11 protein-coding genes and 1 pseudogene are annotated in these 13192 nt (G+C 74.2%); 9 read left to right on the top strand and 3 right to left on the bottom strand.

Translation table 11 applies throughout. From position 1 onward, the window contains the following. Positions 1–117: 117 nt before the first annotated feature. Positions 118–1794: a serine/threonine-protein kinase gene (locus AB0K34_RS43750; RefSeq protein ID WP_138639343.1), complete on the bottom strand. Its 1677-nt coding sequence runs from the start codon at positions 1792–1794 to the stop codon at positions 118–120. Positions 1795–1894: 100 nt separating this feature from the next. On the opposite strand from AB0K34_RS43750, the gene hemL reads away from it, so the two are divergent. After that, positions 1895–3190 (top strand): glutamate-1-semialdehyde 2,1-aminomutase, encoded by a 1296-nt coding sequence (gene hemL / locus AB0K34_RS43745; protein ID WP_364554433.1) that lies wholly within the window; start codon positions 1895–1897, stop codon positions 3188–3190. 17 nt (positions 3191–3207) lie between these two features. Here the strand turns inward: hemL and AB0K34_RS43740 are convergent, their stop codons facing one another. Both AB0K34_RS43740 and AB0K34_RS43735 read right to left on the bottom strand, forming a co-directional pair. Further along, the gene (locus AB0K34_RS43740; protein WP_138639341.1) at positions 3208–4080 is read right to left on the bottom strand and encodes a dihydrodipicolinate synthase family protein; all 873 of its coding nucleotides are present in this window, start codon (positions 4078–4080) and stop codon (positions 3208–3210) included. A gap of 1 nt (position 4081) precedes the next feature. Beyond that, positions 4082–4999 (bottom strand): EamA family transporter, encoded by a 918-nt coding sequence (locus tag AB0K34_RS43735; protein WP_138639340.1) that lies wholly within the window; start codon positions 4997–4999, stop codon positions 4082–4084. A gap of 73 nt (positions 5000–5072) precedes the next feature. Here AB0K34_RS43735 and AB0K34_RS43730 point away from each other — a divergent pair, with 73 nt between their 5' ends. From AB0K34_RS43730 to AB0K34_RS43695, 8 genes and pseudogenes are all read left to right on the top strand, one after another. Further along, entirely contained in the window at positions 5073–6011 is a 939-nt protein-coding gene (locus AB0K34_RS43730; RefSeq protein WP_301173982.1) for a LysR family transcriptional regulator, read from the top strand. A gap of 62 nt (positions 6012–6073) precedes the next feature. Beyond that, positions 6074–7885 (top strand): serine/threonine-protein kinase, encoded by a 1812-nt coding sequence (locus AB0K34_RS43725; protein WP_364554432.1) that lies wholly within the window; start codon positions 6074–6076, stop codon positions 7883–7885. Between the two features lie 74 nt (positions 7886–7959). Further along, positions 7960–8598: a histidine phosphatase family protein gene (locus tag AB0K34_RS43720; protein WP_138640596.1), complete on the top strand. Its 639-nt coding sequence runs from the start codon at positions 7960–7962 to the stop codon at positions 8596–8598. Between the two features lie 48 nt (positions 8599–8646). After that, on the top strand, positions 8647–9237 hold the full coding sequence (locus AB0K34_RS43715) for a TlpA disulfide reductase family protein (protein ID WP_364554431.1): 591 nt from the start codon (positions 8647–8649) through the stop codon (positions 9235–9237). After that, positions 9234–9977: a cytochrome c biogenesis protein CcdA gene (locus AB0K34_RS43710; RefSeq protein WP_138640595.1), complete on the top strand. Its 744-nt coding sequence runs from the start codon at positions 9234–9236 to the stop codon at positions 9975–9977. The genes AB0K34_RS43715 and AB0K34_RS43710 overlap by 4 nt, the downstream gene beginning before the upstream one ends. 1 nt (position 9978) lies before the next feature. Continuing rightward, a complete protein-coding gene (locus AB0K34_RS43705; protein WP_364554430.1) occupies positions 9979–11727 on the top strand; it encodes a cytochrome c biogenesis protein ResB in 1749 nt (582 codons plus the stop codon). Between the two features lie 4 nt (positions 11728–11731). Beyond that, on the top strand, positions 11732–12742 hold the full coding sequence (ccsB, locus tag AB0K34_RS43700) for a c-type cytochrome biogenesis protein CcsB (protein WP_364554429.1): 1011 nt from the start codon (positions 11732–11734) through the stop codon (positions 12740–12742). Positions 12743–12899: 157 nt separating this feature from the next. Continuing rightward, a pseudogene (locus tag AB0K34_RS43695) lies at positions 12900–13192 on the top strand (hypothetical protein); the annotation flags it as partial.

Here is a 13192-nt window from a genome sequence, read left to right as displayed (position 1 = left end):
GCGCGCCCCCGGGGGGCGGGCGCCGCCGCCGGCGGGGGGTCCCTGTCCTCCGGGCCCCCCCCCGACTCAGCGCCGCGCCCGACTCAGCGCCGCGCCTGACCCAGCGCCGCGCCCGGCTCAGCGCGGGGCGTTGATGGCGGGCGCGGCGCCCCACTTGGTGTAGGAGCCGTGCTGCACCTGGTTGCGGCCCTTCTCCGCCCCGGCGCGCACCCAGAACTTGACCGGGCGCTGCCGGGCGTCGAGCTTGATGGCGAAGGTGATCTTCTCGACGCCGGTCGCCTGCGCCATCCGCGCGTACATGGGGCCGACGCCGGGGGCCTCCGCCAGCTTCGCGGCGGGCGCCTCGCCCTCGTAGATCGCTCCCGACTTGGCGAGCTTCGTCGCCGTCCGCAGCAGGGTGGTGAGGTTCGCGACGGAGCTGCCCTGGCGGACCTGGTCGGCCACCGCCGGGTAGCCGCGCCCGCCGAACGCCGACGGCCGCCACTGCTTGCCGACCCGCACGTACAGCCGGTCCTCGACGATCACGGCGCGCACCGGCTTGCGGGCCGCGCCCGACCCGCTGATCGTCATGGAGTAGGCCGCGGGGCCGAGCGTGCCCTTGCCGCTGAGGGGGAAGCCGCAGCAGCCGGTCTGCCAGTAGCTGAACGTCGCGCCCGGGGTCTGCGCGACGGCCCGGTCGATCCGCTCGATGAGCGGCGCCGGGTTCACCCCGCCGGCCGGGAGGGTCGGCTGGGGGCTGCTGGTCTGCGCGGGCGTCGGCACCGGTTCGGGCGGCGGCGACGCCTTGTCGTCCTTCTTCAGGAGCGTCGCAGCGCCCGCGCCGCCTCCGGCGAGGACGACCAGGGCGACGGCCGCGGCCACCCACGGCACGCGGGAGCGGCGGCCGGGCTGCTTGCCGGCGACGACCGGGTTGCGGCCGCTGCTGCGGGACGGCTTGGGCTTCGGCGGCTCCGGCTGCAGCGCGGCCTGCGCGGCGAGTTCGGTGAGCCGGCCGCGGCCCTGCGCCTCCCACGACGGCCCGTAGGCGGAGACGGCCGCGTCCTCCAGCGCGCCGAGGAAGTCGGCGGCGGACTTCGGGCGGTGCTCCGGCTCCTTCGCGAGGCCCTGGTGGACGAGCGTGCGCAGCGGCCCCGGCACCTCCTCGGCCGGGACGGCCGCCTCGCGGTGCAGCCGCGCCATGTTGCGCCCCGCGTACGGGGGGCGGCCGGTGAGGCACTCGAAGAAGACCGCGGTCGCGGCGTACAGGTCGGTGGCGACGGTCGCGGGCTCGCCGTCCCACAGCTCGGGCGCCGCGTACTGCGCGCCGGACCGCACCTCGGTGCCGGCGGGCGCCGTCGCGAAGTCGGTGAGCCGGGCGTTGCCGTCGGCGTCGACCAGGATGTTCGACGGCCGCAGCGCGCCGTGCACGACGCCGTGCTCGTGCGCGGCGGCCAGGCCGAGGAGCACCCCGCCGAGCAGCGACAGGGCCGCCAGGGGGCCGCTCGGGCCCTGCGCGGCCAGCACCCGGCGCAGGCTGACGCCCTCGACCCACTGCATCACGATCGCGGCGCCGTCCGCGGACTCCACGAAGTCGTAGAAGTCGACCACGTTGGGGTCCTCGAGCTGGGACAGGGGACGCGCCGCGGCGCGGAACCGCGCCAGAAACGCCTCGTCGGCCGCGAGCGCGCCGTCGAGGTATTTGATCGCGACCTTCGTGCCGGTCGGGTCGTCGACCGCCAGCACCACGCGGCCCGAGGCGCCCCTGCCGAGCTCCCGCTCGTGGGTGAAGCCCGGGACCGTCCAGCCGTCAACCACGTTGAAAGCCCATCCCTCCGATGTCGTACTTGGTGGAATATCGGCCCGTACGGCGCGAGGTCAAGGCAAGTCGCCGAACTGCAACTGAGAGACTGCAACCGTGACTGATTTCGATCGCTCCCGCCAGCTGTTCGACCGTGCCGCCGGGGTCGTGCCCGGCGGCGTCAACTCGCCGGTGCGGGCCTTCGGCGCCGTCGGCGGGACGCCCCGCTTCATGGCGTCCGGGCAGGGCCCGTACCTGACGGACGCCGACGGCAACACCTACGTCGACCTGGTGTGCTCCTGGGGTCCGCTGATCCTCGGGCACGCCCACCCGGCCGTGGTCGAGGCGGTGCGGGACGCGGCGGGCCGCGGCACGTCCTACGGCGCGCCCACCCCGGGCGAGGTGGAGCTCGCCGAGGAGATCGTGGCGCGCACCCCGGTGGAGAAGGTCCGGCTGGTCAACTCCGGGACCGAGGCGACGATGTCGGCGATCCGGCTGGCGCGCGGCTTCACCGGACGCACCAAGATCGTGAAGTTCGCGGGCTGCTACCACGGGCACGTGGACGCGCTGCTCGCCGCGGCCGGGTCGGGCGTCGCCACGTTCGGGCTGCCCGACACGCCCGGCGTCACCGGCGCGACGACCGCCGACACGCTGATCCTGCCCTACAACGACGTCACCGCCGCGGAGATGGCGTTCCACGAGCACGGCACCGACATCGCGTGCGTCATCACCGAGGCCGTCCCGTGCAACATGGGCGTGGTCCCGCCGCTGGACGGGTTCAACGCGCTGCTGAAGCGGCTGTGCGAGCGGTACGGGGCGCTGCTGGTGATCGACGAGGTGCTCACCGGGTTCCGCGCGTCCGCGTCCGGCTGGTACGGGATCGAGGGCGTCGCCGGCGACCTGATGACGTTCGGGAAGGTGATGGGCGGCGGGCTGCCCGCCGCCGCGTTCGGCGGCCGCGCCGACATCATGGACCACCTCGCCCCGGCCGGGCCGGTCTACCAGGCGGGCACGCTGTCCGGGAACCCGCTCGCGACCGCCGCCGGGCTCGCCACGCTGCGCAACGCCACCGCCGACGTCTACGCGGCCATCGACCGGTCGGCGGAGATCGTGGGGAAGGCGGCGTCGGAGGCGCTGGAGCGGGAGGGCGTGCCGCACGTCCGGCAGAACGCCGGGAGCCTGTTCTCGATCTTCTTCAGCGACGCGCCGGTGGGCGACTTCACCGCCGCGCAGCGGCAGGACTCCAAGGCGTACGCGGCGTTCTTCCACGCCGCCCTGGAGCGCGGCGTGTACCTGCCGCCGTCGGCGTACGAGGTGTGGTTCCTGTCGGCCGCGCACGACGAGGAGGCGCTGGGACGCATCCTGGACGCCCTCCCGCACGCCGCCCGAGCCGCCGCCCAGGCGTCGTCCTAGCGGGCCCTGGCCGCCGCCTAGAGGGCCTGGAAGGCCGCCATGGCGGCGGCGACGGATTCGGGGCGCGGTGCGCGCAGGGGAGCGCGCACCGCCGGGTCGTCGATCAGCCCGACCTCGGCCAGGCACGCCTTGAGGACGGCGGGCGCCGGTTCGCCGAACAGCGCGTCCGCCATCGGGAGCAGCGCGTTGTGGAGCTTGAGGGCGTCCGTCCCGTCCCCGCGGGCCATCGCCGCGTAGGCGGACGGCGCGAGGCACGCGCACGCGGCGATGCCCCCGGCCGCGCCGAGCCGCAGCATCGGGTAGATGTACGCGTCGTCGCCGCAGAGGATCGCCTTGCCGGGGTTGGCCGCCAGCATGACCAGCGTGTCGTGGTCGATGCCGCCCGCGCAGTGCTTCATCCCGGTGACGCAGTCGAGCGCGAGGATCCGCAGGAGGGTCTCGGCGGACAGGGCCTTACCCGTCCGGTACGGGATGTTGTAGGGCAGGAGGGGGACGTCCACGGCCGCGCCGATGGCGGCGAAGTGCTCGACGACGGCCTCGTCCGAAGGGCGCAGGTAGTACGGGACGACGACCAGCAGCGCATCGGCGAACGCGGCGCGCTCGCGGGCCTGCTCGATCGAGTCGGCGGTGCCCATCGTCCCCGCGCCGACGATCAGCGGGACGCCGGACTCGCGGGCGACGCCGCCGCACACCTCCAGGACCGTCCGCCGCTCCTCGGGCGTGAGCATCGCGGCCTCGCCGGTGGTGCCGAGCGCGACCAGGCCGTCCACGCCGTTCGCCAGGCAGTGGACGGCGAGGCGTTCGAGCGACGCGGCGTCCACCTCGCCGGTGCGGGTGAAGGGTGTGACGAGCGAAGCGTGCATTCCCCGCATGTCTGCCATCGCGTGCATGTCAGCTCACCTCACGGGTTCGGAGCCTGCGGAGGGCCGCGCGGGGCCACCGCGGCCGGACGGTGCCGGCGGCGACCCCCGCGATGATCAGCGCGGCGCCGGCGAGCTGCACCGCCGTCATCCGCTCGTCCAGCAGGAGCGCCGCCGACACCAGCCCGAACGGCGGGACGAGCAGCGAGTACATGGCGACCGTCCCGGCCTCGTACCGGCGGATCAGCCAGCCCCACGCGCCGAAGCCGAACAGCGTGGCGACGTAGGCGATGAACGCGAGCGAGGCGACCCCGGCGACCGACAGGTGCCGGGCGGAGTCCGGCAGCGCCCCCGGCCCCTCGAAGACCAGCGACAGCGCCAGCAGCGGGAGGGGCGGCACGAGCGACATCCACACCATGAACCCGAACGCGTCCACCGGCTCCTTCGTGACCTGGTTCATCCGCCGCATCCCGACGTTCGCCAGGCCCCAGCCGGCCGCGCCGCCGAGGCAGACCAGGAACGCCCCCACCGGGGAGCCGCCCTCCGCCCGCGCCGCGCCGAGCAGCGCGACGCCGCCGAACGCCACGACCATGCCCGCGACCTGCCGGGCGCCGAGCCGCTCGCCGAGCAGCGCGCCCGCGAACAGCGCCGTGAAGACCGCCTGGACCTGGAGGACGACCGACGCGAGCCCCGCCGGCATGCCCATGTTCATGCCGAGGAACAGCAGCCCGAACTGCCCGACGCCGAGCGGCACCCCGATCAGCACGAACCAGCGCGCGGCCACCGGCGGGCGGCGGACGAGGAACACCGCGGGCAGCGCGGCGGCCGTGAACCGCAGGGCGGCCATCAGCAGCGGCGGGAAGTCCTCCAGCGCCACCTTGATGGGAACGAAGTTGAACCCCCACAGCGCCGCGATCACGGTGGCCAGCAGGACGTGGCGCGATCTCATCCCCCGATCGTGCCCCCGCCATTTTCTTTAGGACAAGCGAGAAATGCTTGACATCTCGTTTTAGTATTGCTTCATGCTTGATCTGGAACGGCTGCGCGCCCTCCATTCGGTCGCGACCTACGGCTCGGTCAGCGCCGCCGCCGACGTGCTGCACGTCACCACCTCGGCGGTGTCCCAGCAGCTCGCGAAGCTGGAGCGGGAGACCGGGCAGAAGCTCCTGGAGCGCAACGGCCGCGGCGTCCGGCTGACCGACGCCGCCGAACTGCTCGTCGCGCACGCCGAGCGGATCCTGTCCCTCGTCGAGCAGGCGCAGGCCGACCTGGAGGCGCACCGCGGCTCCGTCGTCGGCCAGCTCACCCTCGCCGCCTTCCCCACCGCCGTCCGCGGGCTCGTGCCGAGCGCGCTGCGCGCCCTGCGCGCCGACCACCCCGACCTGCGCGTCCTGCTCCGCGAGGAGGACCCGATGCGCAGCATGCCGCTGGTCTCCCGCGGCGACCTCGACATGGCCGTCGTCCAGGACTGGAACAACGAGCCGCTGCCGCTGCCCGAGGGCCTGCGCAAGGGCGTCATCTGCGACGACGTCGCGGACGTGGCGCTGCCCGCCGACCACCCCCTCGCCGGCCGCGACACGATCGACCTCGGCGAGCTGGCCGGCGACCCGTGGATCAGCTCCGTGCCGGACAGCATCTGCTGCGACTGGCTGCTGCGCACCCTCCGCGCCGCCGGCAGCGAGCCCCGCATCGACCACATGGCCTACGAGTTCGCGACGCAGCTGTCCCTGGTCGCCGCCGGGCTCGGCTGCGTGATCCTGCCGCGCCTCGGCCGCTGCGACGTCCCGCCGGGCGTCGCGATCGTGCCGCTGGCCGCGCCGCTGTCGCGCCGCGTGTACGCGGTGTGGCGGGAGGAGGCGGCCCGCCGCCCGGCGATCCGCGCCGCCGTCACCGCACTGCGCGCGGCCGTGCCCGCCGACGTCCCCACCGACGCTCTCGCCGACGTCCCGGCCCCGGCCTGACCTGCCCCCGCGCCCGCCCCGGGTCGCCACGCGCGAACCTTGTTCGGTAGGTTCTCGCGATCATGGAAGGCGAGTGGCGGGTCGGCGGGTACACCGAGGTGCGCGAGCTGGGCGCGGGCGCCCAGGGGCGGGTCGTGCTCGCCCGGCACGACGCGTCCGGCACCCCGGTGGCGATCAAGTATCTGGCGGCGCGGGCGGACGAGGCGGACCGGGAGCGGCTCCGCCACGAGGCGCTCATGCTCGGCCGCGCGAACAGCCCGCACGTGGCGCGCCTCTTCCGGCTCGTCGAGGGGCCGGACACCGCCGCGATCGTCATGGAGGCCGTGGACGGCGTCTCCCTCAAGGAGGTGCTGGCGCGGCACGGCGCGCTCGGCCCGGAGGCGGCGCTCGCCGTCCTGAAGGGCTCGCTGCTGGGGCTGGCCGCCGCGCACGCGGTCGGCGTCGTCCACCGCGACTACAAGCCCGCGAACGTCGTCGTCCCTGCGGACGGGCGGAGCCGCCTCGTCGACTTCGGTATCGCCACCCCCGCCGGGGAGGAGGCGGGCGGCGCGGGGACCCCGTACTACATGGCTCCGGAGCAGTGGAGCAGGCACGTCGCCACGCCCAGGACCGACGTGTACGCCGCGACCTGCGTCTTCGTGGAGTGCGTGACCGGGCAGCGGCCCTACGGCGGTGGCCGTGCCGAACTGATGCGGGCGCACCTCACCGGCGAGATCCCCGTCGATGCCGTGCCCGAGGCGCTGCGGCCGCTCGTCCTGCAGGGCATGGCCAAGTCGCCGGAGGAGCGTCCGGCCGGCGCCGCCGCCTTCGTGGACGACCTGGAACGCACCGCCCAGGCCGCCTACGGCCGCGACTGGGAGGCTCGGGGGGTGCACGCCCTGTCCGCGGGCGCCGTCGCTCTCGCCGCGCTGTTCCCGCTCGCCGCCTGGCTGATGCCGGGCGCCGCTGGTGCGGCGTCCGCCGCCGGAGCCGGCGCCGCCGGAGCCGCCGCGGGGACGGGCGCCGCCGTCGGAGCCTCCGGCGCCGGGGTGTCCGGGGCCGGGACGGCGTCGGTCGCCGGGAAGGTCGCCGCGGGCTCCGCCGTCAAGGCGTTCCTCGGCAGCGGCGCGGGCCTCACCGCCGTCGCGGTCGGCACGGTCGCGGTCGTCGGCACGGGCGCCATCGCCGTCCAGCAGGTGACCGAGCAGGACCCGGCGCCGCGCCCCTCGGCGACGACCCGGGTCGCCGCCACCGTCGCGGACGTGAGGCCGTGCATCACGCGGGCGCCGGGCGCGGTGATCACCCCGACCGACGGCCCGGCGAAGGTGACGCTCCCCGCGCAGGTCAAGATGCCGAAGAACGCCGCCGTGTACCGCTCCGGGCAGGGGCTGCTGATCGGCCCGGCAGGGGCGGAGTGCGAGGCGTCGGTCGGCGCGAACGCGGGCGCCAGCTCGGTCGGCGACTTCGGGACGGCCCTGGTCGAGCAGAACTGGCAGGGCTCGGTCGGCGGCATCCGCATCCAGATGTGCACGTACTTCCCGGACTCCGCCCAGGCGCAGCGCGAACGCGCGCAGGGCAACGAGTGCTCGTCCATCCTGTCGACGCGCACGCCCCTGGCGACCGGCGTGCCCGGCTACCAGGCGGTGCTCACCCGCGGCCCCGGCACCGACAACCTCCCGCCGTCGCCGGCGGTGAAGGCCGAGCTGGCCGTCCTGACGCCGCGCGGCGTCACCTGGCCGATCACCTGCACGGCTCCGGCCGCCCAGTCCGCCATCTGCGACGCCGCGCTCTTCTACTGGTTCACCCAGCGGCTGGAGGACGCCAAGCCCCCGAAGGCCGACCTCGACCGCGCCGCGAAGGCCATCTCCGAGTTCGTCGCCTCCACCCGCATCTGACCCCGCCGAGCGGCGCCGCCGTACTGGTGGGACCGGGGACGGGCCGGGTGGTGAGCGCGGGTAACCTGACCGCGATGACTGACACGACGATCGTTCACCTGCTCCGGCACGGTGAGGTGCACAACCCCGAGGGCGTCCTGTACGGGCGGCTGCCCGGGTACCGGCTGAGCGAGGACGGCGTCCTGATGGCGAAGGCCGCCGCCAAATGGTTCACCGACCGGGACGTGACCGCGCTGTTCTCCTCGCCGATGCAGCGGGCGCTGGAGACCGCCGCGCCCCTCGCGGACGCGATGGACCTGCCCGTCACCGTGGACGACCGTCTGATCGAGGCCGACAACCACTTCGAGGGGCTGACGTTCGGGGCCGGGGCCGGGTCGCTGCGCCGCCCCGAGCACTGGCGCCACCTGGTCAACCCGGTCAAGCCGTCGTGGGGCGAGCCGTACAAGCAGCTCGCCGCCCGGATGCGCGCCGCCGTGATCAGGGCGCGGGAGGCGGCGCGCGGGCACGAGGCCGTGTGCGTCAGCCACCAGCTGCCGATCTGGATCCTGCGGCTGCACGCCGAGCACCGCCGGCTGTGGCACCACCCGGGCCGCCGCGAGTGCGGGCTGGCCAGCCTGACGAGCCTGACGTTCGAGGGCAGCCGGCTGGTGGAGGTGGCCTACTGCGAGCCCGCCGCCGGCATCGCGAAGGGCCCCAGTGTCGCGGGTGCCTGACCGCACCGCTAAGTTGAGTACTACGTCTTGTAGTAGTAGGAGGGTCCGTTGAGCCCCCGAGTCTCCCCGCTGCGCGCCGCCGCCGCTGCCGCCGCGCTCTGCGGCCTGCTGGCCGGCTGCGCCGGGACCAACGCCTCCGGGAGCGGGCCGGACGGCGGCGACAACCGCTTCATCGCCGGCGACGGCAACATCACCGAGTACAAGCCCGCCGGCCGCAAGGGCCTCCAGGACGTCACCGGGCAGCGCCTCGACGGCAAGGCGTTCCACCTGTCGGAGCTCAAGGGCAAGGTCGTCGTCGTCAACTTCTGGGCGTCGTGGTGCGCGCCGTGCCGCGGCGAGGCGCCGTCGCTGGAGCAGGTCTACACCGAGAAGAAGGCCGCGGGCGTCGAGTTCCTCGGCGTCAACTTCAAGGACTCCAAGGCCAACGCCCAGGCGTTCGAGCGCAAGTTCAAGGTGACCTTCCCGAGCCTGTACGACGCCGACGGCCAGGTCACGCTGGCGTTCCGGGAGGTGCCGCCGAGCGCGATCCCGAGCACCCTCGTCCTCGACCGGCAGGGCCGCGTCGCCGCCCGCATCATCGGCGCCACGACGTACTCCAAGCTGAACCCCCTGGTCGCCAAGGTCGTCCAGGAAAAGTGAGTACGGTCAGCGAGACGGTGGTCGGCGGGTCGCTGGTGGCGGCGGCGCCGCTCGCCGCGCTCGCCGGGCTCGTCTCGTTCGCCTCGCCGTGCGTCCTGCCGCTGGTCCCCGGCTACCTGTCGTACGTGACCGGGATGACCGGCGCCGACCTCGCCGACCAGCGGCGCGGGCGGCTCGTCGCCGGGGCGCTGCTGTTCATCGCGGGCTTCAGCGTCGTGTTCGTCAGCTACGGCGCGGTCTTCGGCGGGCTCGGCCGGTGGCTGCTGGAGTACCAGGACACGATCACCCGCGTCCTCGGCGCCGTCACGATCGTGTTCGGGCTCGCGTTCATGGGGCTCATCCCCGGCCTCCAGCGGACCCTGAAGTCGGGGCGGCTCCCGGCGGCCGGGCTGGCCGGCGCGCCGCTGCTCGGCGTCCTGTTCGGGCTCGGCTGGACGCCCTGCATCGGGCCGACGCTCGGCGCCGTGCAGGGCCTCGCGATCGCCGAGGCGAGCGCGGAACGGGGCGCGCTGCTGTCGCTGGCGTACTGTGTCGGGCTCGGCCTCCCGTTCGTGCTCACCGCGATCGCCTACCGCAGGGCGCTCGGCGCGTTCGGCGCCGTGAAGCGCCACTACCCCCTGGTCATGCGGATCGGCGGGGGGATGCTCGTCCTCATCGGGGTGCTGCTGGTGAGCGGCCTGTGGGGTGACCTGACCATCGAGCTGAAGTCGTGGATCAGCGGCTTCGAACCGGTGATTTGAGATGACTGACACCAAGCACGACCTCAAGGACGACCCCCGGGAGTCCGGTACCGAGGCACCCGCCGCGCGGCAGGCGCCGGCGGAGGTGCCGCACCCGAAGGGCATCGGCCCGCTCGGCTGGCTGCGGTGGGGCTGGCGGCAGCTCACCACCATGCGCACCGCGCTGATCCTGCTGTTCCTCGTGGCGCTCGGGTCGGTGCCCGGGTCGATCCTGCCGCAGCGGGGGCAGGCGCCGGAGAAGGTCGTCGCCTACCTGGACGAGCACAAGACGCTCGGCCCGTGGCTCGACAAGTTCTCGATGTTCGACGTGTTCGCCGCGCCCTGGTTCGCGGCGATCTACATCCTGCTGTTCGTGTCGCTGGCGGGCTGCGTGCTGCCGCGGGCCGTCCAGCACTACAAGTCGATGCGGGCGCGCCCGCCTGCGGCGCCCCGCAACCTCGGGCGGCTGCCGCAGTCGGCGAAGTACGAGACGGACGCCTCCCCGGAGGAGGTCCTCGCCGAGGCGCGCACGGCGCTGCGCGGGCGTCGGTTCCGGGTGGACGAGTCCGGCGGCGCCGTCGCCGCCGAGAAGGGCTACCTGGGCGAGTCGGGCAACCTGCTGTTCCACCTGGCGCTGCTCGCGCTGCTGTTCGCGCTCGGCCTCGGCAACCTGCTCGGCTACCGGGGGAACGTGCTGCTCACCGAGGGCAAGACGTTCGCGAACTCGCTCGGCCTGTACGACCAGTTCGAGCCGGGGCGCGCGTTCACCACCGGCGAGCTGGCCCCCTTCACGATGACGCTGGACGACTTCAAGGCGACGTACGAGACCGACGGCGCCAAGCGCGGCCTGGCGACCGACTTCAACGCGCGGGTCCGGTACCGGGAGAGCCCGGACGCCGAGGAGAAGCCGTACGACCTGAAGATCAACCATCCGCTGATGGTCGGCGGCGCGAAGGTGTACCTGCTCGGCCACGGGTACGCGCCCGCGTTCACCGTCCGGGACGCCAAGGGCAACGTCGCCTTCCAGGACACCGTGCCGTTCCTGGAGATGGAGCCGCGCAACCTGACGTCCGAGGGCGTCATCAAGGTCCCCGACGCCCAGCCCGACCAGCTCGCCTTCTACGCGATCCTGTGGCCGACGGCGGTCGCCAGCGAGGACGGCAAGCAGATCGTCTCGGGGTTCCCGGCGCCGCTGCGCCCGGTCGTCACGATCACCGCGTTCAAGGGCGACATCGGCCTGGACTCCGGCACCCCCCAGTCGGTCTACAAGCTGGAGGGGATCGGCAAGACGCTGCAGCCGGTCAAGGACGGCCAGAAGCTGCTGGAGCCGGGGGAGACGTTCAAGCTCCCGAACGGGGCCGGCTCGATCACGTTCGACGGGCTCAAGGAGTGGACGAGCCTGTCGGTCAACCGCGACCCGGGCCGCATCCCGGCCCTGGTCGCGTCCATCCTCGCGGTGCTGGGCGTGGCGACCTCGTTCATGGTCCGGCGGCGCAGGGTGTGGGTCCGTGCGAGCGCCGGGAAGGGCGGGCGTACGGTGGTGGAGGTCGGCGGTCTCACGCTGGGGAACCCGACCTCGGAGTTCGACGACATCGTGACCGCGCTGCGCGGTCCGGCGGACGGGCCCGCCCCCGAGCCCGAGTCAGGCGAGCCCGAGTCCGACGAGCCCGAATCCGGTGAGCCCGAGTCGGGCGAGCCCGAGTCAGGTGAGCCCGGCCCCGACCCCGACGCCGATCAGGAATCCGGGTCGGCGCCCGAACCGAAGGAGTGACGAGGTGAGCACTGCCGACCTCGCGAACCTGAGCGACAAGCTCATGCTGACCACCGTCGTGATGTACATCGTCGCGATGGTCGCCTACGCCGCCGACCTGGGCTTCGGCCGCCGCCGCGCGGCCGCCGCCCCGGCGGCCGCGGCGGAGTCGGCGGAGGCGCCGGCGAAGGTGCTGGTCGGCGCCGCGGGCGCCGAGACCGTCGCGGGCGGCGCCGGCGGCGGCACCGCCGCGGCCGAGGCGGGGCAGGACGGGGCCGAGCCCGGCCGCGTCCGCGCCGACTGGGCCCGGCTCGCGATCCTGCTGAACGTCCTCGGCTGGGGCGCGCACCTCGGCGTGCTGGTGACCCGCGGCCTCGCCGCGAACCGGTGGCCGTGGGGGAACATGTACGAGTTCCTCACCGCGATCGCGTTCGCCGCCGTCACCGCGTTCCTGGTCGTGCTGATCCGGTACCGGGCGCGCTTCCTCGGCGCGTTCGTCATGATCGCCGCCGCCGTCGCGCTCGGCGTCGCGAACATCTGGCTCTACGACTCGGTCGGCCCGGTCACCGCCGCGCTCAACTCCTACTGGATCGCCCTGCACGTGTCCGCCGCGATCATCGCGACCGGCGCGTTCACCGTGGCGGGCGCCGCGACCCTCCTCTACCTGGTGAAGGACCGCGCGGAGGCCCGCGGCGGCGCCGCGGAGGGCGGCGTGCTGTCGCGGTTCCCGTCGACCGACGGCCTGGACCGGCTGTCGATGCGGGTCACCACGTTCGCGTTCCCGATCTGGACCGCCGCCATCATCATGGGCGCGATCTGGGCCGACCAGGCGTGGGGCCGCTACTGGGGCTGGGACCCCAAGGAGATCTGGTCCTTCATCACCTGGATCATCTACGCCGCCTACCTGCACGCCCGCGCCACCGCCGGCTGGAAGGGCCGCAAGGCCGCGGTCCTGTCGCTTGTCGCGTTCGCCGCGCTGATGTTCAACTTCTTCGGCGTGAACTACATGTTCTCGGGCCTGCACTCCTACGCCTGAGCGAAGCGAACCGGGGGGCGTGGGGGCGTCGCACGCCCCCGTGAGTGACTCGCGGGGATGACGGGATGTCGGGTTCCGGCTTACCCTGCCTCCGGGGACCCGGTCCAGCGGCGCACGCCGCTCGATACCCCGCGGGTCCCGCGGACAGAGGAGCCCGATGCGCTTCAAAGGCGTCCACCGCAAACCCCGGGAGCAGCGGGCCCGGGAGGTGCTCCGCGGCGGCCGGTTCCGACCCGAGGCGGGCCGGGACGGCGCCGGCGGGGACGAGCTCGCCTACGCCTCGTCCCCGCCCGACTCGGGGCGGACGCGGCCGCGCAGCAACCAGCCGCGGGACCGGTTCGGCCGGTTCCGCAAGGCGGGCCGCGACGACGACTTCGCGGTGGAGGGCCCGGACGCCGGGCCGGCCGGCGCGGACACCGCCGGCGGCCCGCGCGGGCTGACCGGCCGGCT

The organism is Actinomadura sp. NPDC049382 (assembly GCF_040677125.1).
GTDB classification, from domain to species: domain Bacteria; phylum Actinomycetota; class Actinomycetes; order Streptosporangiales; family Streptosporangiaceae; genus Spirillospora; species Spirillospora geliboluensis.
Note: the sequence above shows the minus strand (reverse complement) of the source record. Positions and strands in the feature narration are given on the sequence as shown.